This is a genomic window from Buchnera aphidicola (Aphis fabae), from assembly GCF_009069125.1.
In the GTDB taxonomy this organism is placed as follows: domain Bacteria; phylum Pseudomonadota; class Gammaproteobacteria; order Enterobacterales; family Enterobacteriaceae; genus Buchnera; species Buchnera aphidicola_BB.
The window spans coordinates 1-22775 of sequence record NZ_CP042427.1 but is presented as its reverse complement, the minus strand read 5'-3'; the positions used below and the strand labels follow the sequence as shown (position 1 = coordinate 22775).

The 22775-nt window shown below is 24.4% G+C and carries 20 protein-coding genes and 1 pseudogene; all 21 read left to right on the top strand.

Features of this window, described 5'->3' with window-relative positions; genetic code table 11:
• Positions 1-50: 50 nt before the first annotated feature.
• Positions 51-1034 (top strand): FAD:protein FMN transferase, encoded by a 984-nt coding sequence (locus FQV33_RS00100; RefSeq protein WP_193201184.1) that lies wholly within the window; start codon positions 51-53, stop codon positions 1032-1034.
• 238 nt (positions 1035-1272) lie between these two features.
• On the top strand, positions 1273-2988 hold the full coding sequence (locus FQV33_RS00095; RefSeq protein ID WP_158347486.1) for an acetolactate synthase 3 large subunit: 1716 nt from the start codon (positions 1273-1275) through the stop codon (positions 2986-2988).
• Positions 2989-2996: 8 nt separating this feature from the next.
• Positions 2997-3470 carry an acetolactate synthase small subunit gene (gene ilvN, locus FQV33_RS00090; protein WP_158347484.1) on the top strand — a complete coding sequence of 158 codons (474 nt, stop codon included), beginning with the start codon at positions 2997-2999 and terminating at the stop codon, positions 3468-3470.
• A gap of 140 nt (positions 3471-3610) precedes the next feature.
• Positions 3611-4555: a 16S rRNA (cytosine(1402)-N(4))-methyltransferase RsmH gene (gene rsmH, locus FQV33_RS00085; RefSeq protein ID WP_158347482.1), complete on the top strand. Its 945-nt coding sequence runs from the start codon at positions 3611-3613 to the stop codon at positions 4553-4555.
• Positions 4548-4793, top strand: coding sequence for a cell division protein FtsL (locus FQV33_RS00080; protein WP_158347480.1), 246 nt, complete (start codon positions 4548-4550; stop codon positions 4791-4793). The genes rsmH and FQV33_RS00080 overlap by 8 nt, the downstream gene beginning before the upstream one ends.
• 97 nt (positions 4794-4890) lie before the next feature.
• The gene (gene ftsI, locus FQV33_RS00075) at positions 4891-6603 is read left to right on the top strand and encodes a peptidoglycan glycosyltransferase FtsI (RefSeq protein WP_158347478.1); all 1713 of its coding nucleotides are present in this window, start codon (positions 4891-4893) and stop codon (positions 6601-6603) included.
• A 30-nt stretch (positions 6604-6633) separates the two neighbouring features.
• Positions 6634-8127 carry a UDP-N-acetylmuramoyl-L-alanyl-D-glutamate--2,6-diaminopimelate ligase gene (gene murE, locus FQV33_RS00070; protein WP_158347476.1) on the top strand — a complete coding sequence of 498 codons (1494 nt, stop codon included), beginning with the start codon at positions 6634-6636 and terminating at the stop codon, positions 8125-8127.
• The gene (locus tag FQV33_RS03110; protein ID WP_226856628.1) at positions 8124-8939 is read left to right on the top strand and encodes a UDP-N-acetylmuramoyl-tripeptide--D-alanyl-D-alanine ligase; all 816 of its coding nucleotides are present in this window, start codon (positions 8124-8126) and stop codon (positions 8937-8939) included. The genes murE and FQV33_RS03110 overlap by 4 nt, the downstream gene beginning before the upstream one ends.
• Positions 8915-9505: a glutamate ligase domain-containing protein gene (locus FQV33_RS03105; protein ID WP_226856627.1), complete on the top strand. Its 591-nt coding sequence runs from the start codon at positions 8915-8917 to the stop codon at positions 9503-9505. Before FQV33_RS03110 ends, FQV33_RS03105 begins: the two co-directional genes overlap by 25 nt.
• On the top strand, positions 9489-10565 hold the full coding sequence (gene mraY, locus FQV33_RS00060; protein WP_158347474.1) for a phospho-N-acetylmuramoyl-pentapeptide-transferase: 1077 nt from the start codon (positions 9489-9491) through the stop codon (positions 10563-10565). Before FQV33_RS03105 ends, mraY begins: the two co-directional genes overlap by 17 nt.
• Positions 10555-11871, top strand: a complete 1317-nt coding sequence (gene murD, locus FQV33_RS00055; protein ID WP_158347472.1) for a UDP-N-acetylmuramoyl-L-alanine--D-glutamate ligase — start codon at positions 10555-10557, stop codon at positions 11869-11871. The genes mraY and murD overlap by 11 nt, the downstream gene beginning before the upstream one ends.
• Before the next feature lie 16 nt (positions 11872-11887).
• Positions 11888-13033: a cell division protein FtsW gene (gene ftsW / locus FQV33_RS00050; RefSeq protein ID WP_158347470.1), complete on the top strand. Its 1146-nt coding sequence runs from the start codon at positions 11888-11890 to the stop codon at positions 13031-13033.
• The gene (gene murG / locus FQV33_RS00045; protein ID WP_158347468.1) at positions 13034-14095 is read left to right on the top strand and encodes an undecaprenyldiphospho-muramoylpentapeptide beta-N-acetylglucosaminyltransferase; all 1062 of its coding nucleotides are present in this window, start codon (positions 13034-13036) and stop codon (positions 14093-14095) included.
• A gap of 25 nt (positions 14096-14120) precedes the next feature.
• Positions 14121-15559, top strand: a pseudogene (gene murC, locus FQV33_RS00040) (UDP-N-acetylmuramate--L-alanine ligase).
• Between the two features lie 4 nt (positions 15560-15563).
• Positions 15564-16496: a D-alanine--D-alanine ligase gene (locus tag FQV33_RS00035; protein WP_158347466.1), complete on the top strand. Its 933-nt coding sequence runs from the start codon at positions 15564-15566 to the stop codon at positions 16494-16496.
• A gap of 385 nt (positions 16497-16881) precedes the next feature.
• A complete protein-coding gene (gene ftsA / locus FQV33_RS00030) occupies positions 16882-18138 on the top strand; it encodes a cell division protein FtsA (RefSeq protein WP_158347465.1) in 1257 nt (418 codons plus the stop codon).
• Between the two features lie 49 nt (positions 18139-18187).
• Positions 18188-19342 carry a cell division protein FtsZ gene (ftsZ, locus tag FQV33_RS00025; protein WP_158347463.1) on the top strand — a complete coding sequence of 385 codons (1155 nt, stop codon included), beginning with the start codon at positions 18188-18190 and terminating at the stop codon, positions 19340-19342.
• A 230-nt stretch (positions 19343-19572) separates the two neighbouring features.
• Positions 19573-19917, top strand: a complete 345-nt coding sequence (gene erpA / locus FQV33_RS00020; protein ID WP_226856626.1) for an iron-sulfur cluster insertion protein ErpA — start codon at positions 19573-19575, stop codon at positions 19915-19917.
• Between the two features lie 35 nt (positions 19918-19952).
• A complete protein-coding gene (locus FQV33_RS00015) occupies positions 19953-20663 on the top strand; it encodes a 5'-methylthioadenosine/adenosylhomocysteine nucleosidase (protein WP_158348513.1) in 711 nt (236 codons plus the stop codon).
• A 209-nt stretch (positions 20664-20872) separates the two neighbouring features.
• Positions 20873-21733: a polyamine aminopropyltransferase gene (gene speE, locus FQV33_RS00010; RefSeq protein ID WP_158347459.1), complete on the top strand. Its 861-nt coding sequence runs from the start codon at positions 20873-20875 to the stop codon at positions 21731-21733.
• Positions 21734-21760: 27 nt separating this feature from the next.
• Positions 21761-22567 carry an adenosylmethionine decarboxylase gene (speD, locus tag FQV33_RS00005; protein WP_158347457.1) on the top strand — a complete coding sequence of 269 codons (807 nt, stop codon included), beginning with the start codon at positions 21761-21763 and terminating at the stop codon, positions 22565-22567.
• The last annotated feature ends 208 nt before the right edge of the window (positions 22568-22775 follow it).

Here is a 22775-nt window from a genome sequence, read left to right as displayed (position 1 = left end):
TATTAAATAAGATAATCAATATCTTTTTATGTTTTTTAATATTTTTTTATATGATATATAAAAATGAAAATGAAAAAACAACAGAAACAATAGAATTAAAAGGAAAAACAATGGGAACATACTGGCAAGTAAAAATTCCCAATGTAGAAATACAAAATAAAAAATATTTAAAAAAATTAATACAAAATAATTTAGATACAGATGAAAAATTATTATCTCCTTGGAAAAAAACATCTTTAGTTTATAAATTTAATCAACTAAAAAAATATAAATTATTACAAATTAATAAAAACTTTTTAAAAATTATTTTAACAGCATTAACTATTCACCACAAAACTAATGGAAAATTAGATATAACTATTGGTAATTTAATTAATATATGGGGATTTGGAACTCAAAAAAAACCTCGTCATTACCCTTCAATAAATATAATAAAAAAAAATATGAATCTTACGGGTATTCAGCATTTACAAATTATTAATCACTTAAATGGAATATATTTAACAAAAGATATAAATGGTATGAAAATCAATCTTTCTACATTAGGTGAAGGATTTGCTGTCGACCACTTATCTTGTATACTAAAAAAAAATGGAATAAAAAATTATACTATTTCAATAGGTGGTACAGTTTTAGTTCAAATAAATAACACAAACAAATCTAAAATTATTGCAATTCAAAAACCTACCGATAAAAAACAATCAGTTCAATTACTTATTCATCTAAAAAATAAATCTATTAGTACAGCTGGAACTTATCTTAATTATTACCTTATTAACGGTAAAAATGTTTCACATATTATTAATCCTCAAAATGGAATGCCTGTAAAAAATAATTTAGTATCTGTCAGTGTTGTTTCTTCGACTGCATTAGAAGCAGATAGCTGGGATACTGGACTGATTTTATTAGGTTTTAAAAAAGCCAAAGAATTATCTATAAATGAAAATTTAGCTGTTTGTCTAATAACTAAAGAAAAAAATCACTTTTTAACATGGATGTCACCTCAATTTAAAAAATTTTTAATTTTAAAATAAAATATCCTCAAAAATAAATTTTATAGAAATATATAATTATTTAATTTATTCCAATTTATTGATAATATTTAATATATTTGTAATAATAAAAGAAAATTTAGTTAATACTAATAAACATTAAAATCTTTTTTATTTTATTTAATATATTGTTCTTATTTTATCTAGATGAACTATCAGGATAAACTACAAATAAAAAACATAGGAATAAACCTAATAAAATAGCATCCTGGAGGAAAAAATGGAAATGTTATCAGGAGCCGAAATGGTTATTAGATCATTAATTAATCAGGGAATACAACATATATTTGGTTATCCTGGTGGTGCGGTACTAGATATTTATGATGCTCTAAAAACTGTTGGTGGAATCGAACATATTTTAGTAAGACATGAACAAGCTGCAACTCATATGGCCGATGGATATGCAAGATCTACTGGAAAAATAGGTGTAGTATTAGTAACTTCTGGACCAGGTGCTACAAATGCAATTACTGGAATTGCTACAGCTTATATGGACTCAATTCCAATGATAGTAATTTCAGGTCAAGTAGCATCATCTTTAATTGGATACGATGCATTTCAAGAATGTGATATGATTGGTATTTCTCGTCCTATAGTAAAACATAGTTTTTTAGTAAAAAAAACTGAGGATATACCTATTGTTTTTAAAAAAGCTTTTTGGATAGCATCTACAGGTCGTCCTGGTCCAGTAGTTATTGACTTACCTAAAGATATTTTAAAACAAAAAATTAAATCTAAATTCATATGGCCTAAAAACGTACATATACGATCTTATAACCCAACTACCAAAGGTCATCAAGGACAAATTAAAAAAGCACTAAGCATATTATTAAAAGCTAAAAAACCTGTTATTTACGCAGGAGGTGGAGTTATTAGCTCAAATAGTCATCATGAATTACTAGAATTTGCAGAAAAAACTCATTGTCCTGTTACAACATCTCTAATGGGATTAGGAGCTTTTCCAGGAAGTCATCCTCAGAGTATTTCTATGTTGGGTATGCATGGAACCTATGAAGCTAATATGGCAATGCATAATGCGGATGTTATTTTTGCTATTGGAGTTCGCTTTGATGATCGAACAACAAACAATTTAAAAAAATACTGCCCAAATGCCACTATTTTACATATTGATGTCGATCCTACATCTATTTCTAAAACTGTCTCTGCAGATGTTCCAATAGTTGGAGATGCTAAACATATTTTAAAAGAAATAATAGAGCTGATAAAACAGGAAAAAAACATTCATTCTTTAGATAAATGGTGGAATATTATCAAAGAATGGAAGCAAACTAAAAGTTTAGAATACAATAGAAACAGCATAAAAATAAAACCTCAAAATGTTGTTCAAACGCTTTTTAAATTAACTCAAGGAAAATCCTATATTACTTCTGATGTTGGTCAACATCAAATGTTTGCAGCATTATATTACCAATTTAATAAACCCAGACATTGGATTAATTCTGGAGGATTAGGTACTATGGGATTTGGATTGCCTGCAGCACTAGGTGTAAAATTAGCAATACCTAAAGCTACTGTAATTTGTATTACTGGAGATGGTAGTATTCAAATGAATATCCAAGAATTATCAACTGCAAAACAATATAATTTAGCTGTTTTAATACTAAATTTAAATAATTCTTCTTTAGGTATGGTTAAACAGTGGCAAGATATGATTTATTCTGGAAGACATTCTCATTCATATATGGACTCACTTCCAGATTTTGTAAAATTAGTAGAATCATATGGACATATTGGACTACGTATAAATAAAACAGAAGAATTAGAAACAAAATTAATTTTAGCATTAAAAAAACTATCTGAAGGAAATTTAGTTTTTTTAGATATTCAAATAGACAATTCTGAGCACGTTTATCCTATGCAAATTCAAGGAGGAGGTATGAATGAAATGTGGTTAAGGAAAAAAGAGGTTTCCTAATAAAAAATATGCGAAGAATTTTATCTATTCTCTTAGAAAATGAATCAGGTGCATTATCACGTGTAATAGGTCTCTTTGCACAAAGAGGCTACAACATAGAAACAGTTACAGTTGCACCTACAGAAGATCCTTCTTTGTCAAAAATGACTATACAAACAGTAGGAAATGAAAAATCGATTGAACAAATTGAAAAACAACTACATAAATTAATTGATGTCCTAAGAGTTATTAAAATTGAACAAATATCTCATATAGAACGTGAAATTATGTTATTAAAAGTACAAACAAATAATTGTAAAAATGATATTAAACATATTACTGAAGTTTTTCGAGGACAAATTGTAGATATTACATCTACAACATATGTATTACAACTTTCAGGAACTACAAAAAAATTAGATTCTTTTCTTAAAATAATTAGAAATATATCTGAAATTATTGAGATGACTCGTTCTGGAATAGTAGGAATTTCTCGGGGATAAATTAAATAGAATATATTTATAAACGCTTTTAAAATAAAAACTAAAAATATATTTAAAAAATTTTATTATTTATTAAACATGGCCATTTTAAAATATAGATGACCATGTTTCTTTTTCATTTATATCATAAAAATTCCAATATGAATCAAAACATAAAACACATTCCTGTAATGACAAAAGAATTAATTGACTCCTTGAAAATTCAAAAAAATGGTATTTATATCGATAGTACATTTGGAATGGGTGGGCATTCTATTGAAATTCTAAAAAAATTAGGTAAAGATGGAAAATTATATGCAATTGATAAAGATTTAAATTCTGTACTAATAGGAAAAAAAATTAAAGACAAACGTTTTTGTATAACTCATGATAACTTTTCAAAAATTTTAAATTATGCTAAATCTAAAAAAATTATTGGAAAGGTAGACGGAATATTATTTGATTTGGGAGTATCTTCATTACAAATAGAAGATTATAAAAGAGGTTTTTCATTTAAACGAAATGGACCTCTAGATATGAGAATGAATCAAACTTGTGGAATTACAGCTTCAGATTGGATTTTTAAAAGCGATATTAAAAAAATTATTTTTGTTTTAAAAACATTTGGAGAAGAACGTTTTGCAAAAAAAATTGCATATGCAATAAAAGATTACAATAGAAAAAAAAAAATAAAAGAAACTTTAGAATTAGTAAATGTTATAAAAAAAGCAATACCAATCAAAAATATATTTAAACATCCAGCTAGACGAACTTTTCAAGCAATTAGAATTTATATTAATCAAGAATTAGAAGAAATAAAAAATGCATTAGAAGACGTATTAACAATATTAAAACCAGGAGGACGTATTACTGTAATTAGTTTTCATTCATTAGAAGATAGAATAATTAAAAAATTTATGATAAAACATAGTATGAAAGCACAAATTCCATATGGAATGCCTATAACAGAAAAAGAAATAGAAAAACTTAAATTATGTAAATTAAAAATTATAAATCGGTTATTTCCAACTGATGAAGAAATCCAAAAAAATTCTAGATCTCGGAGTTCTATACTACGTACAGCAGAATTAAAAAAATATGAATAAGAAACAACATTATGATCTACCAAATATTATTAAAAATGATTTCATTTTATTTGGGAAAATACATTTGATTTTATTATTTGCAATAATATTATCTGCTAACTCTATCGTAATTATAGTCTATAAAACCCGAATGTTAATTGCTCAAGAAGAAAAATTACGTATAGAAAAAAAAAAAAATGATGAATGGAGAAACTTAATTATTGAAAAAAATACGCTTGCTATGCCTCCAATTGATTAATTTAAATATTTAATTATTTTAAATTAATAACTATTTTAATAAAATATAAATTACATTAATTTTTTTTAAAAATCGAGAAAAACAAGATAATTATAAAATGCATACCAAAAAAAAAATAAAATTATTTAAAGAAAAAAAAACAAGAAAAACAATTTATATAAACTGGCGTTTTATAGCATTATGTATTATTGTTTTTTCATTTTTGATTATCTTAACATTACGTATAATATTTCTTCAAGTTATTGATTCTAAAAAACTATCATATGAAGGAGATCGTAGAACGTTAAGAATACAACCTGTCATAAATACTAGAGGAATTATTAATGATCGTCTTGGATACCCATTAGCTGTTACTGTTCCAGTAAATGCAGTTTTTATAGATCCTAGTATGATACATCAAAATGATATAGATATTGAAAATAATATAAGATGGCAAGCATTATCTAATATTCTTTCAATTCCATTAAAGAAAATTATTTTTCATGTCAATTTTGATAAAAATTTAAAATTTATTTATTTAGCACGTCAAATTGCGCCTGAACTTGGTGAATATATTAAAGCTCTAAAACTACCTGGTATTTATTTAACAGAAGAAGCAAAACGTTATTATCCTTCTGGTAAAATTGCTGCACAACTTATTGGATTTAATAATATAGATGATGAAGGAATTGAAGGTGTTGAAAAAAGTTTTAATAACTACTTAACGGGTAAACCAGGTAAAAGAAAAATAAGAAAAGATAACCAAGGTCATGTAGTTGAAAATGAATCTTTAATTAAAAAATCTAGTTCTAAAAATTTAATATTAAGTATTAATAAAGAACTTCAAACTATCACTTATCAACAATTATCTGAAGGTGTAAATAAAAATAAAGCAGATTTTGGAATTGCTGTTTTAATTGATATTAAAACTGGAGAAATATTGTCAATGGCTACTAGCCCTGCATATAATCCAAATGAAAAACAATATATAGTTTCAAAAAATTTTCGGAATAGAGCTATTACAGATGTTTTTGAACCAGGTTCTACCGTTAAACCTATAGTTATTATGGAAGCCTTAAAACAAGGACTTATTAAACAAAATTCAATAATAAATACAAAACCTTTTTTTATTAAAAAACATCAAATTAAAGACGTTTCATATCATGAAGCATTAAATATTAAAGGAATATTACAAAAATCTAGCAATGTTGGAGTATCAAAAATTGCACTTTCTATGGAGAGTAAAGATCTAATTAATACATATTTAAAATTTGGATTAGGTCAACCAACTAACTTAGGATTAATCGGAGAACAAAAAGGATTTTTACCTAAAAAGAAAGTATTATCAAATTTAGAAAAAGCAACTTTTTCTTTCGGATATGGACTAATGGTAACACCACTTCAATTAGCTAGATTATATACAACTATTGGAAGTTATGGAATTTATAGACCACTTTCTATTGTTAAAATCAATCATCCATTATACGAAAAAAGAATATTTCCTCAAAAATATGTCAAAAAAGTACTTAATATGATGGAAAAAACTGTTCAACCAAGTACAAGTGAAAATCAATCAGACGTAAAAAAATATCGAATTGCTATTAAAACAGGAACAGCGAAAAAAGTCGGTACTCATGGATATTATATTAAAAAATATATAGCTTATACTGCAGGTGTTGCTCCTGCTAGAAACCCAAAATTTTCTTTAATAATTGTAATTGATAACCCCAAAGGAAATGCATATTATGGAGGGGCAGTTTCTGCTCCAATTTTTAGCAAGATAATGACATTAGTGCTAAAAAAAATGAAAATTCAACCAGATAACTTATAAAATCATAGTAATAAATTTAAATAAAATTTAATGAAACAAAATAACTTAAAATATTTTTTATTACCTTGGATTAAAAATCTTCCAAAAAAAAATATCAATAATATAGTACTAGATAGTAGAAAATTAAAATCTAAAGATATTTTTATCGCTATAAAAGGTGAAAAAAAAGATGGACATGATTTTATTTTTGAAGCAATCTCTAAAAAAGTAGTAGCAGTATTATCTGAAACAAAGAAAAAAAAAGAACATGGAGAAATACATTATATTAATAACACTCCTATAATATCTTTTTTTCAACTATCTGAAAACCTTTCAAAGTTAGCTGAAAGATTTTATAACAAACCAAGCAAAAAAATAAAAGTAATTGGAATTACTGGAACAAATGGAAAAACCACAGTCACACAACTAATTAACCAATGGAGTGAATTATTAGGGAAAAAAATTGCAACAATGGGAACTCTTGGAAATGGGCTTTATAAATCATTAAAACCTACAAATAATACAACTTCATCAGCTGTCGATATACAATCATTTTTACATTCAGTATCAAATAAAGTTAAATTAGTTACTATAGAAGTTTCTTCCCATGGTTTAGTTCAAAATCGTGTTAAAAATGTTTTTTTTCATGCTGCAATCTTTACTAATTTAACACAAGACCATTTAGATTATCACGAAAATATGAAACAATATGAATTAGCTAAACGTTCACTTTTTACGGATCATCAAGTTAAAAAAATAATATTAAATGCTAATGATAAATATGCAAAAAATTGGTTAAAAAATTTTTCTAATAAATACACAATTGCAGTTACAATTCAAGACCATAAACAAAAAAAATATTCCAAAAAATGGATAAATGCTATTTATATTAAAATTTATAATGAAAAAACTGATGTAAAATTTGAATCTAGTTGGGGCAATGGAATTTTATCTACTTTTTTAATAGGAAAATTTAATATAGAAAATTTATTATTAGCGCTGGCATGTATGTTAGAAATGAATCATAAATTATCCGACCTTATTAAAACATCTATTCAACTTGCCCCAATATATGGAAGAATGCAAAAATTTGATTTTATTAGACAGCCAATTTGTATTATAGATTATGCTCATACTCCTGATGCGTTAGAACAATCATTAAATGCTATTAAATTACAATATTCACAAAAAAAAATATGGTGTATATTTGGATGTGGAGGAGATAGAGATAAAAAAAAACGTCCTATAATGGGGAGAATTGCAGAAAGTATAGCAGATAAAATCGTTATCACTAATGATAATCCAAGAAATGAAAACCAAAATAAAATTATCAAAGATATTCTGAATGGATGTTTAAATAAAGAAAAAATAATAATTATTCCAAATAGAAAAAAAGCTATTTCTTATGTTTTTTTTCAATCAAATATTAATGATATAATTTTTATTGCTGGTAAAGGACATGAAAACTATCAAATAATTGGAGATCAATATATTTACCATTCAGATCAGGAAATAGTATCACATTTATTGGAAAAAACAACATGATTCCTATGTCGTTGAAAAAGATTGCGAATATTACAAATGGTTTATTATTTGGTAAAAATATTATAATCAATAATATTAGCATAAATACTAAAGAAATAATACCAAATACTTTATTCATTGCATTAAAAGGTAAACAATTTGATGCACATTTTTTTATCAAAGAAGCTATCAAAAAAGGATGTTCGGCAATTATCACTAATAGAAAAATAATATCTTGTATTTCTTATATTATAGTTGAAGACACCACTATTGCTTTAGGACAAATTGCCGCTTGTCTTCGTAATATAATCAATCCAAAAATATTAGCTATTACTGGATCTTGTGGAAAAACTTCAGTAAAAGAAATGACTGCTTCTATACTCAAAAAAAAACATAATATAATATATACTATTAATAATCAAAATAATCATATAGGTGTTCCTATTACTTTATTAAAATTAAAAAAAACAGATAAATATGCAGTAGTTGAATTAGGAACTAACAATCCAGGTGAAATTGATTATATTTCAAAAATTACCCAACCAAATATCGCATTAATAAATAATATTTATTATTCACATTTAGAAGGATTTAAATCATTATTAGGAATATCAAAAGAAAAATCAGAAATACTATCTTATTTAAAAAATAAAGGTACAGTTATTATTAATTTAGATAGTCATCATCTTTCACAATGGACAAAAAAAATTAAAAATAAAAAAATATTTTATTTTTCTATTAAAAAAAAAAAGAAAGTGATTTTTTTGCTACTAACATTAAAATTCATGCAAATCAAACATGTTTTACTATGCATACACCATCTGGTACAATAAATATTGTATTACCCTATCTAGGTTATCAAAGTATATCTAATGCCTTAGCTGCTAGTGCTCTTTCATTTGCTGTTCATATACCACTAAAACAAATTCAAGTTGGATTATTAGAAGCTCCTATTATACCAGGACGATTAGAACCTATTAAATTAAGTAAAAATACAATTTTAATCAACGATACGTATAACTCAAACGTTGCTTCTATGATTATAGCGATTAAAATTTTAGAAAAAATGCCAGGTTATAAAATATTAGTTATAGGAGATATGGCAGAATTAGGTGAAAAAAGTATTTTATACCATAAAATTATAGGAAATATTGCTAATATATCAAATATTAATCATATTTTTAGTTTTGGAAAATATAGTCATGAAATTTTTAAAATATGTAAAAATGGAAAACATTTTTCAGAAAAAAATAAACATATATTAAATAAAAAATTAAAAGAAACGATTTTAAAACAGAATAAAAGTACAATTTTGATCAAAGGTTCACGTCATATGAAAATGGAAAAAATCACAGAATATTTAATAAAAGAGTATAAAAAAAATGATATTCTTAATTAATAAATACTTAAATTTTAAAATATTTACTTTTATTTCTTTCCGAATACTTTTTAGTTTATTAACATCTTTTTTTATAAATTTGTTTATTGGACCATATATCATATCTTGTTTTAAAAAATTACAAAAATTTCAGATTATAAGAACTGATGGACCTATTGGACATTTAAATAAAAATAATACTCCTACTATGGGTGGAGTATTTATTATTATTTCAATATGCTTATCTACTCTTCTTTACTGTAATTTAAATAATACATATATCTGGTATGTTCTTGCTATTATATTAGGATATGGTTTAATTGGGTTATTAGATGATTATAAAAAAATTAAATTTAATAATTCAACGGGATTAAAAATATTATATAAATTTTTTTGGTTATCAATAATTGCTATATTAATTATTTACCTCATCTATTCTAAAAAAGAAAATAGTGCTTCTATTGAACTAATAATTCCTTTCTACACTTCAATACCTTTAAAGATAAATTATTTTTATATATTTTTATCTTATTTTGTTATTGTAGGTACAAGCAATGGAGTAAATTTAACAGATGGATTAGATGGATTAGCTATTATGCCAATAATTCTTATATCATTTGGATTTGGTTTAATTGCTTTTTTTAGTTCTGATATTAATTTATGTAATTATATAAATGTTTCTTATTCAGAACAATCAAATGAGTTAAGTGTATTATGCGGAGCAATTATTGGTTCTGGATTAGGATTTTTATGGTTCAATACTTATCCAGCTCAAATATTTATGGGAGATGTTGGATCTTTATCATTAGGTGGTGCATTAGGAATAATATCTCTATTATTACATCAAGAATTATTATTGCTAATAATGGGTGGTGTTTTTGTTTTTGAAACTCTATCTGTAATATTACAAATTCTCTACTTTAAAATTAGAAAAAAAAGAATATTTAAAATGGCTCCAATTCATCATCATTACGAAATAAAAGGATTATCAGAACCTTTGATTACTATTAGATTTTGGATAATATCTTTTATATTATTATTAATAGGCATGTTATCTTTAAGGATACATAATGGTATATAAGTATTCAAAGAAAAAAATATTAATTTTAGGTATAGGTTTAACTGGTATATCTTGTATTAATTTTTTTTTAAAAAGAGGTGCAATTCCTAAAATAATTGATGAAGCTAAAAAACCTGATTATTTAAATAAAATTCCTAAAATTATTCAATATAAATTAGGAAGTTTAGAAAAAACATGGATTTTAGAATCAGATTTAATTATTATTAGTCCTGGAATATCTTCTTTTAAACCAATTTTAATAGAAGCTCGAATATTAGGTATTGAAATAATTAGTGATATTGAATTGTTTGCTAGAGAAGCAAAATCTCCAATTATTTCTATTACAGGAACTAATGGAAAAAGCACTGTAGCTACAATGGTAAAAAAAATTGCAAAAAAATCAGGATATAAAGTTTATTTAGGAGGAAATATTGGATTTCCAGCATTAGAAATGTTAGAAAAGAACGCTGATCTATATATACTAGAATTATCTAGTTTTCAATTAGAAAATATATTTAGCTTAAAATCAAAAATAGCTGTAGTACTTAATATTAATGAAGATCATTTAGATAGATATCCGAAAGGATTTAAACAGTATAAAAAAATGAAATTATCTGTTTACAAGAATTCAGAAATATGCTTAGTAAATTCACGAGAAAAAAAAATTTTTTTTAAAAATAAAAATAAAAAATATATTACTTTTGGAACAAAAGATAGCGATTATTATCTTAATAATATTGAAGGTAATACTTTTTTATGTTGTAAAAAAGAAAAAATACTTAATACGTCCAAAACATCACTATATGGATATCAAAACTATGAAAATGCTTTAGTATCATTAGCAATTTCAGATGCTATGAATTTTCCTCGTAATGAAGTTAAAAAAGAACTTAGTAGATTTTTAAATTTACCACATCGATTTCAATTAATACATAAACATAATAATATATCTTGGATTAATGATTCAAAATCTACCAATGTTAATAGTACGAAAGCAGCTCTAGAAAATATAAATACTCAAGGAACAATAAGATTATTATTAGGGGGAGATAAAAAATCTGCTGATTTTAGCATTTTAAAAAAATATTTAGAAACATTAAAAATAAAAATTTATTGTTTTGGAAAAGATGGTATAAATATATCAAAAATATGTCAAAAAAAATCCATTTATATTCAAGATTTAAAAAATGCTATGACTTTAATCTCTAAAGAAGTAGTATCAGGCGATATAGTCCTATTGTCTCCAGGATGTAGTAGTAAAGATCAATTTAAGAATTTTGAAGAAAGAGGTGATCTTTTTATAACATTATCAAAGGAAATAAGTTAATGTTCTTAAAAAAAAAATAAAAAAAAGTAAAAAAAAACAAATTATATTATACGATAGACTACTAGTATGGTTAACTTTAGCTTTATGTATTACCGGATTAATAATGGTAATATCTACATCTATACCTATAGGACAAAGCTTGTATAAAGATCCCTTTTTTTTTGCAAAAAGAGAAATATTTTATTTTATTTTAATATTTTTATTGTCTTTTGTTTTTTTACGAATACCTGTTGTTTTTTGGAAAGAAAATAGCAATATTATACTAATATTTTCAACTTTATTGCTTATTTTTGTACTATTGATAGGAAAATCAGTTCATGGGTCTTATAGATGGATAAGTATAGGAGTATTACATATACAACCTGCTGAAATATGCAAAATTTCTTCTTTTCTTTATATATCTAATTACCTTTCAAGAAAAATTAAAGAAGTACATAATAAGTTTTGGGGATTTTTTAAACCCATGAGCATTATCGCTATTCAATCAATTCTTTTATTAGCAGAACCTGACTTAGGAACAGTTGTTGTTTTGTTTCTTACTACTTTATCAATTTTATTTCTTTCTGGCGCAAAAATAAAACAATTTTTTTCAATTATTTTATTAGTATTATTAGTAGTAATATTCTTAATATTAACTAAACCATATCGTATCAATAGAATATTATCTTTTTGGAATCCTTGGAAAGATCCATTTGGTAATGGATATCAATTAACGCAATCATTAATAGCTTTAGGAAGAGGTCATTTTTTTGGACAAGGTTTAGGAAATTCAATACAAAAACTAAATTATTTACCAGAAGCACATAGTGATTTTATATTTTCTATTATAGGGGAAGAATTAGGATATATAGGTTGTTTTTTAATATTATTAACTATTTTTATTATTTCTTTTCGAGCTATGTATATTGGACAAAAATCTTTAGAAAAAAAACAAATTTTTTCAGGTTTTTTAGCTTGCTCTATTGGTTTATGGTTTAGTTTTCAAACATTAATTAATATTGGAGCTGTTACCGGGATCTTGCCAACTAAAGGGTTAACTTTACCATTAATTAGTTATGGAGGTTCAAGTTTAATCATTAACTTAATAGCAATTTGTATTTTATTAAGAATTGATTTTGAATTACGGTTAAGTGAAAATCAAGCCTTACCTAAGGAAAATTAAATGAGTTCTAAAAAAATTATAATTATAGCGGGTGGTAGTGGTGGACATGTGTTTCCAGCTATCACTATAGCAAATTATTTAATTAAAAATGGATGGAATGTAAATTGGATAGGAACAAAAGACAAAATAGAATCTGATATTGTTCCTAAATATAACATTAAAATTCATTTCATTCATATTAATGGATTAAGAAATGCTAATTTAAAAACCTTAATTTCTTCACCAATACATATATTAAAATCATATTTCAAAATAAAAAAAATTATAAATAGTTATTTGCCAAATATTATACTAGGTATGGGGGGGTATGTATCTGGTCCTGGAGGATTAGCAGCATGGACTTCAAAAATTCCTTTTGTTTTACATGAACAAAATAAAATTCCAGGCATTACAAATCGATTACTTTCTAAAATATCAACAAAAAATATGCAAGCTTTTCAAGGTTCTTTACCAAACGCTGAAGTTGTAGGAAATCCAATTCGTGAAGATATTATAAGAATTCCATCTCCTATTTATCGTTTTAAAAATAGATCTGGCCCTTTAAGGATACTAATTATTGGAGGAAGTCAAGGTGCATCTATTTTTAATAGTATTTTACCTAAAATATCACTCTTTTTAAAATCAAAAGTTATTATTTGGCATCAAGTAGGAAAAAATGAACTAGAAAAAACAAAAAAAAAATATCAAAAATATGGATTATATCAACATATAATTCATTGTTTTATTGAAGATATGGCTGCTGCATACACATGGGCTGATGTAGTTATATCTCGTTCTGGTGCATTAACTGTAAGTGAAATCACCACTGTAGGGCTCGGGGCAATATTTATACCATATCCACATAAAGATCAACAACAATTATTAAATGCACAAGATTTGGAAAATAATGGTGCTGCGAAAATTATTGATCAATCTCAATTTAATATAAAATCGATATTAAAAATATTGAACTCTTTAGATAGAGAAAAATTACTTATAATGGCAAAAAAAGCATTTTCTCTTAGAGTTAGAAACTCTACAATGAAAATTTTTAAAATAATTAATAATATTTCTCAAAAATAGATCTTAAACAATTAAAAATATAAAAATGAACATAATAAATATAAAAAAAAATAATTTCTTTAAAAATAGATTATTCAATAAAATTCATTTCATAGGTATTGGAGGTTCTGGAATGAATGGTATTGCTTTAATTTTATTACAATTAGGATATAAAATTAGTGGTTCAGATATATCAAAAACTGCAATTACACAAAAACTAATAGAATTAGGAGCAATTATTTATTTTCAACATTCTAAGAAAAACATTGAAAATATTGATTTAATTATTATATCTAGTGCTATTTCATCATCTAATCCAGAAATTATAGAAGCAAAAAAAAAAATATTCCTATATTATTAAGAGCAGAAATGTTACAAATATTAATGCAATATAAATTTGGAATAGCTGTTTCTGGAACACATGGAAAAACAACTACTACTGCAATGATTTTTGATATATTTAATGAAAATAAGTTAGATCCTACCATTATTAATGGTGGTTTAATAAAATCAATTAACTCTTATTCTAAACTAGGATATTCTGATTATCTTATTGCCGAAGCAGATGAAAGTGATGGTTCATTTCTTTGTTTAACTCCAAAAATTATTATTGTAACTAATATTGAATCTGATCATATGAATTATTATAATAATGATTTTAATTTGCTAAAAAAATCATTTTTAAAATTTATAAATATAATTCCATCAGATGGTACTGTTATATTATGCATAGACAATCCTGCTATACAAGATATAATTCCAAAAATAAAATGTAAAATTATTACATATGGATTTAATAAAACTGCTGAAATTCATATTTCTTATTATAAACAAAATAATTTTATTTCAAATTTTACTTTAGTTCGAAAAAATCAATCTAATTTAGAAGTTGTTTTAAAAATACCTGGAAAACATAATGCTTTAAATGCAGCAGCTGCAGTAGCAGTAGCAACAAATCAAAAAATATCTAATCAGAATATTATTCAATCATTAAAAAATTTTCAAGGTACGTGTAGAAGATTTGAATATCTTGGAACGATCTCAATAAAAACAAACAGTATTTTAAAAAAAAATATTATATTAATAGATGACTATGGTCATCATCCTACTGAATTATCTGAAAATATTAAAACAATAAGAACTAGTTGGCCTGAAAAAAATTTAATAATGATATTTCAACCTCATCGATATACAAGAACATATAATTTATATAACGATTTTGTTAAAATTTTATCTCAAGTCGATACACTATTAATATTAAATGTGTATTCTGCACATGAAAATATTATTGCTGGAGCAGACAGTAAATCACTATATAATGATATAAAAAAAACACAAAATATAAATATAGTTTTAATTAAAAATTATAAACTAATATTAAATTCTATTGTTCGCTATTTGAATGGAAATGATATTATTTTAATACAAGGTGCTGGAAATATAGAAAAAATAGCTAATAAAATTTTTATTCAAAAAAAAAAGTGATAATATGAAAAAAAAAGTAGCAGTATTATTAGGTGGAAATTCTACAGAAAGAAAAATATCAATTGCATCAGGATATGCAGTGTTAAAAAGTTTAATTCGATCTGGTATTAATGCATATCCATTTGATACACGTGATTTTCCTGTTATGCAATTAAAAAAACAAAATTTTAATACTGCATATATTGCGCTTCATGGAAAAGGAGGAGAGGATGGTAGCATTCAAGGGGTATTAGAATATTTAAATATTCCTTATACTGGTAGTGGAATTATGGCATCTTCTATTGCTTTAGATAAGAAAAAAACTAAATTATTATGGGCAGCTAATGGTCTTCCTGTATTACCAGATATATATCTCCAAAAAGAAGATATTTTAAATAATTTAGATTTTTTCTCAATAAAAAAATTTTTCAAATTAGAGTATCCTCTTTTAGTAAAACCCAATAATCAAGGATCAAGTATAGGAATAAAAGTAGTTGATTCAAAAGATCAACTAAAAAATGCAATTAATATAGCATTTAATTATAGTGACACTATTTTATTAGAAAAATTTATAACAGGAAAAGAATATACCATTTCAATTCTTGATCAAAAAATATTACCTTCCATTCAAATTATCACAAACAATAATTTTTATGATTATTCTTCAAAATATCAATTATCTTCTACGAAATATTTATGTCCAAGTGGATTAAATTTAGAGCAAGAAAAAAAATTAAACAAAATAGCAAAAAAGGCTTGGAATATATTAGGATGTAATGGATGTGGTAGAATTGATGTAATATTAGATAATAATAATAAATTTTGGTTACTAGAAATAAATACTATTCCCGGTATGACACATCGTAGTTTACTTCCAATATCTGCAAATGCCATAGGTATATCATTTGATGAATTAGTACTAAAAATTTTAAATAAAACTATTATACCAACTATTTAATAAAAAATTATTCATATTATTATTTAAAATATACTTTAAATATGAAAATATTGTAAAATCAAACATTTATCATTACTAAATAAATTTATTCAAAAAAACATATTTTATTACTCATGAAACATAATCAACATAAATATGTTATTTAATAAGATTTCTATATTTTAATAAATTTACTTTTTTAATAAATTTACTTTTTTTTAATAAATATTATGAAATATGATATAAAAAAATTTTAAAAAAAATTAGATATTTAAAAACTTATTTCTGTCTAAATAAACAATTTTAAAAACATTGTTGATATCAAACAATTAGAATATAAAATATCATAAATCCTAATTTATAATAAAAGTAATAATTGAAAAAATATAGTACAGGCTAAGAAATAATGATTATTTCAACAAATAAAAAATTGGTAGTAGGACTGGAAGTAGGAACAACTAAAGTAGTTACTTTAGTAGGTGAAATTTTAATAGATAGTACAATAAAAATAATTGGAATTGGAATATGTAAATCAAAAGGAATAGATAAAGGTAGAATCGATAATTTAGATACTGTTGTCTCATGTATACAAGAATCTATTTATCAAGCTGAAATTATGGCTAATTGTAATATTACTTCTGTATATTTATCTTTATCTAGTAAATATATTAATTGTCAAAATGAAATTGGAATAGTACCTATTTCTGAAGATGAAGTCACAAAAGAAGATATAGAAAATGTCATACATACTGCAAAATCAGTTAAGATTCCAAATGAACATCATATACTACATGTTATTCCACAAGAATATTCAATAGATCAACAGTCTGGAATAAAAAACCCGATAGGTTTATCAGGAACAAGAATGCAAGTCAGAGTTCATTTGATTACTTGTTATGAAAATATAGCTAAAAATATTATTAAAGCAGTAGAAACATGTAATATAAAAGTTGATCAATTGATTTTTTCTGGTCTTGCATCTAGTAAAGCCGTATTAACTGAAGAAGAGTGTAAATTAGGTGTATGTATGATTGATATAGGAGGAGGAACAATAGATTTTACTACATATATTGATGGATTTATACAAGATAGTCAAGTAATTCCATATGCAGGAAATATTGTAACTAAAGATATTTCATATGCATTTAGTACTTCTTATTCTGATTCAGAAATCATAAAAATGAATTATAGTTCTTCATTAAAAAAGCCTGTAGAATCATCAATTGATGCTGAATTATCTGAAAAATATCAAAATTTATTTAAAAATATACAATTAGATACCGTTTCAGAAGTAATTGAATCAAGATATAATGAACTGTTAACTCTAATTAATCATAGAATTATTTATATACAAAATAAACTTTATAAAGAAGGCAAGAAATATCAATTATCAAGTGGTATAGTATTAACAGGAGGCGCTTCAACTATTTCATTGCTAAGTAAATATGCAGAAAAAATTTTTCAAAATAAAATTCGAATTGCTAAACCTATAAATATTTCAGGATTAATAGAAAATATAACTGAACCACATTATTCAACAGTAGTGGGCTTGTTACACTATGGAAAAGAATTTTACTTACAATCTAAAAATATAAACAAAGAAAGTTCTTTTATTGAAAAATGGTTTAAACAAATTAATAACTGGTTTAAAAAAGAGTTTTAAATCAATTTTAAACATCTCTAAAATTTAAGATAGATAATGGAATTAAATTATGTTTGAACCTGTAGAATTAAGTAATAATGCAATAATTAAAGTAGTTGGTGTTGGTGGAGGTGGTGGTAATGCAGTAGAATACATGGTCAGAGAGCGTATTGAAGGTGTTGAATTTTTTGCCATTAATACTGATGCCCAAGCTTTAAGAAAAATAGAAGTAGGTCAAACTATTCAAATAGGAAATAATATTACTAAAGGTCTAGGAGCTGGTGCAAATCCAGAAATTGGACGAAATTCAGCAGAAGAAGACAAAGAACTATTAAAATCTGCATTAGATGGTTCTGATATGGTTTTCATAGCTGCCGGTATGGGAGGTGGAACTGGAACTGGTGCTGCACCAGTAGTAGCAGAAATCGCAAAAGAATTAGGTATTTTAACTGTAGCTGTAGTAACAAAACCTTTTAATTTTGAAGGTAAAAAAAGAATGATTGTAGCTGATCAAGGTGTTATTGAGTTATCAAAGTATGTAGATTCTTTAATTACAATACCAAATGATAAATTACTTAAAGTACTCAGTCGAGGTATTTCCTTATTAGATGCTTTTGGTGCTGCAAATAACGTATTAAAAGGAGCTGTACAAGGTATTGCGGAACTAATTACAAGACCTGGTCTTATGAATGTAGATTTTGCTGATGTTCGAACTGTTATGGTAGAAATGGGATATGCAATGATGGGAACAGGAATATCTTCTGGAGAAAACCGTGCTGAAGAAGCTGCAGAAATAGCAATATCTAGTCCTTTATTAGAAGATATAGATTTATCAGGAGCTCGTGGTGTGTTAGTTAATATTACTGCTGGCTTTGATTTAAAGTTAGATGAATTTGAAACTGTAGGAAATACTATTAGATCTTTTGCTTCAGACAATGCAACAGTTGTAATCGGAACTTCTTTAGACCCTGATATGAATGATACGCTTCGAGTAACAGTAGTAGCAACTGGAATTGGTATGGAAAAATACTCAGATATTAATCAAATTAAAAATAAAGCTTCCAAAGAAAAATTAATAGATTATCGTTATCAATATTTAAATATGTCATCTTCAACATTAGATAAAAAAAATATAAAGAATGAAATTAAAGAAACAGAACATGCAAAACGTAAAGAACCAGAATATTTGGATATTCCCGCATTTCTTCGAAAAAAATCTGATTAATTTTTTTAATTAAAAATTTTAACTATAAGATATAACTAAGTCTTATTAATTTTTATATTTTTTATTATACAATTATAACCTGCGCCAATAAAAAAAACAATCTATCGGCGCAAGGAATCAATTAATTACTAATAATTAATCGATATTCATTTTTTTAAATTATTTATTCCATGATAAGATATCATATCTTATTTTCAATAATATCTAAATATTTTGAGAATATATTTAAAGTGAAAAACATTATTAATAATCATATTCAACTAACAAAAACTGCTATTAAAAAAATAAAAAGTTTTATTTTAATTAAAAAAAATAAAAATCTTAAATTCAGAATATATATTCTTGGTGGTGGATGTAGTGGATTTCAATATCAATTTACTTTTGATGAAAATATAAATAAAAACGATATGTTAATTAATCAAGAAAATATTTGTCTGATTATTGATCCTATTAGTTTGCAATATTTAAAAGGTGGGAAAATAGATTATGTAGAAAATTTAGAAGGATCTAAATTTATAGTATATAATCCAAATGCAAAAAATACATGTGGATGTGGTTCATCATTTAATATTTAAAACAATTAAAACAGTTAAAATTAATCAATATGAATATAAATATTGGAATTATTGGTGCTTTAGATCAAGAAGTTAAAATGTTTAAAAAAATTATAAATTGTAAACAAATAAAAAATATCGGGCAATTTAAAATTTATATAGGAACATTTAAAAAAAATAATATTTTTTTAATAAGGTCTGGTATTGGAAAAGTTTCAGCTAGTATTGCATCTATGATTCTTATTAATTTATTTAAACCTAATATTATTATTAATAGCGGTTCGGCAGGTAGCTTATACCCGAAACTACAAATAGGAGATATTATTATTCCTAATGAGTTATGTTACTATGATGTAAATTTAATAAATTTTGGATATTCTAGAGGACAAATACCTCAATATCCAAAAAAATTTAAAATCAATAAAAATCTATATCATATTGTTATAGAAATTGCTATGAAATTTAAATATCAATTTAATACAGGACTTCTTCTTACTGGAGATTCATTTATTAGAGGAGAAAATTTAATTAATAAATTAAAATTTCAATTCTCTTCTGCAATTGCAGTAGAAATGGAGTCCACAGCAATAGCACAAGTGTGTTATCAATTTCATATTCCATTGATTGTTATAAAATCAATATCTGATTTATCTGATAAACAAGCCACATTAAATTTTAAAAAAAATATATCAATTGCATCATCACAATCTGCTAGTTTGGTGAAACTAATACTGGAATATACAAAATTTTATAAATCTATTGAATAAATAATAGCATTATCCTAATATTTTTGATAATCTTTACTAAATTAAAGTATTTTTAAATACTAATTGATTATAAACTATTTTAAAATACTTAATAAAAAATCATTATCCTTCTTTAAAAAAATCTAAAAATAAACTCTATTATTTCACTGCACTTACAATCAATTACTAAATAATTTATTATTAATATATTTAAGGGTAAAAAAAATACCATGATTAATAAAAAAATATGGCATGAAACACTTCATTGTCATCTTGGACAATATTTTTTAATTGATAAAATATTATATCAACAAAAAAACAAATATCATGATATTAAAATATTTGATAATTCAGTTATGGGTAGAATAATGACTATAGACAATATAGTTCAAACTACAGAAAAAGATGAATTTATATATCATGAAATGTTAAGTCATGTACCTATATTTTCTCATGGATTAATCAAAGATGTCTTAATAGTAGGTGGAGGTGATGGAGGTATATTAAGAGAAGTATGTAAACATAAAAACATTAATAATATTACTATGGTAGAAATTGATATTAGTATTATTAATTTATGTAAAAAATATTTTCCCACTCATAGTAATAATGCATATGAAGATCCTCGTTTAGAACTAATTATTGATAATGGATTAAATTTTGTAAAAAAAACAAATAAAAAATTTGATTTGATTATATCTGATTCTACAGATCCAATTGGACCTGGAAAAAGTTTGTTTATTTCGGAGTTTTATTTAAATTGTAAAAAAAATCTTAAAAAAAATGGAATTTTTGTAGCACAAAATGGCGTTTCTTTTTTTCAAAAAAATGAAATTGTTTCAACTTATAAAAATTTAAAAAAATATTTTTACGATGCTAGTTTTTATCAAGCAGCAATTCCTACGTATTATGGAGGAACAATGATGTTTGCATGGGGCTCTGATAATATAGAATTACGTTTAACTAATCTCGAAAAGTTAAAATCTCGTATAAAAAAAACAAAATTAATTTTTAACTACTATAACCCTCACATACATATAAGCAGTTTTTCTTTACCTCAATATATAATTAATACGTTAGATAAAAGTTAGAAATCCTTTCATAGGAGAGTAATTAAATTGCAAAAACTAAAATTATATGGCTTTAATAATTTAACTAAAAGCCTAAGTTTTTGTATCTATGATATTTGTTATGCAAATACTAATAATTCAAGAAATAGCTATATTGCATATATTGATGAACAATATAATGCTATTCGATTAACAAAAATATTAAAAAAAACATGTTCAATTATTGGTGCTAATGTGCTAAATATATTTCATCAAGATTATGATCCACAAGGCGCTAGTGTAACTATATTAGTATGTGAGGAACCAATAAATTTAGATACAGTGAATATTGAAAAAAAAAATAATAATATTATTTCATCTTCTGTTTTAGCTCATCTAGATAAAAGTCATATTTGTGTTCATACATATCCAGAGAGTCATCCTCAAAGTGGAATTTGTACTTTTCGAGCAGATATTGAAGTTTCAACTTGTGGAATCATATCTCCTCTGAATGCGCTAAATTATCTTATAAACCAATTAGAATCAGATATTGTAACAATTGAATATCGTGTCAGAGGCTTTACTAGAGATATTGATGGAGTAAAACATTTTATTGATCATAAAATCAACTCTATTCAAAACTTCATGTCTAATAATATTAAATCTATGTATGATATGCTTGATGTAAATATATACCAAGAAAATATTTTTCATACTCGAATGTTGTTAAGAGAGTTTCATTTACAGAATTATCTATTTAATACTAGTGTAAAAGATTTATCAAAAGAAGAACGTTCTTATATTGTTGACTTGTTATGGAAAGAAATGAGAGAAATATATCATGGCAGAAATATTCCAATGATAGAATCAATATAAAATTAATATAATTTATATATATATTTAAACAAATAACATTTAACATCGTTCTTTTAGAACAAGAAAAGATTATAGAAATAATATTTCTATAATCTTTTCTTGTTCTAAAAGAACGATGTTAAATGTTATCCAATAATATTTTTTTTTGAATTTAATAGATCTGTTATTGTTCCTTGAAAAGTTTGTGATGCTAAACAAATTGATTCAC

Bases quoted from the DNA above. Each gene is read 5' to 3' on its own strand.
- ftsZ (WP_158347463.1), top strand. From the start codon at position 18,188: ATGTTTGAACCTGTAGAATTAAGTAATAATGCAATAATTAAAGTAGTT.
- FQV33_RS00100 (WP_193201184.1), top strand. From the start codon at position 51: ATGATATATAAAAATGAAAATGAAAAAACAACAGAAACAATAGAATTA.
- speE (WP_158347459.1), top strand. From the start codon at position 20,873: ATGATTAATAAAAAAATATGGCATGAAACACTTCATTGTCATCTTGGA.
- ftsI (WP_158347478.1), top strand. From the start codon at position 4,891: ATGCATACCAAAAAAAAAATAAAATTATTTAAAGAAAAAAAAACAAGA.
- FQV33_RS00035 (WP_158347466.1), top strand. From the start codon at position 15,564: ATGAAAAAAAAAGTAGCAGTATTATTAGGTGGAAATTCTACAGAAAGA.
- FQV33_RS03105 (WP_226856627.1), top strand. From the start codon at position 8,915: ATGCATACACCATCTGGTACAATAAATATTGTATTACCCTATCTAGGT.
- murD (WP_158347472.1), top strand. From the start codon at position 10,555: ATGGTATATAAGTATTCAAAGAAAAAAATATTAATTTTAGGTATAGGT.
- mraY (WP_158347474.1), top strand. From the start codon at position 9,489: ATGATATTCTTAATTAATAAATACTTAAATTTTAAAATATTTACTTTT.
- murE (WP_158347476.1), top strand. From the start codon at position 6,634: ATGAAACAAAATAACTTAAAATATTTTTTATTACCTTGGATTAAAAAT.
- FQV33_RS00080 (WP_158347480.1), top strand. From the start codon at position 4,548: ATGAATAAGAAACAACATTATGATCTACCAAATATTATTAAAAATGAT.
- murG (WP_158347468.1), top strand. From the start codon at position 13,034: ATGAGTTCTAAAAAAATTATAATTATAGCGGGTGGTAGTGGTGGACAT.
- FQV33_RS00095 (WP_158347486.1), top strand. From the start codon at position 1,273: ATGGAAATGTTATCAGGAGCCGAAATGGTTATTAGATCATTAATTAAT.
- FQV33_RS03110 (WP_226856628.1), top strand. From the start codon at position 8,124: ATGATTCCTATGTCGTTGAAAAAGATTGCGAATATTACAAATGGTTTA.
- ilvN (WP_158347484.1), top strand. From the start codon at position 2,997: ATGCGAAGAATTTTATCTATTCTCTTAGAAAATGAATCAGGTGCATTA.
- rsmH (WP_158347482.1), top strand. From the start codon at position 3,611: ATGAATCAAAACATAAAACACATTCCTGTAATGACAAAAGAATTAATT.
- ftsA (WP_158347465.1), top strand. From the start codon at position 16,882: ATGATTATTTCAACAAATAAAAAATTGGTAGTAGGACTGGAAGTAGGA.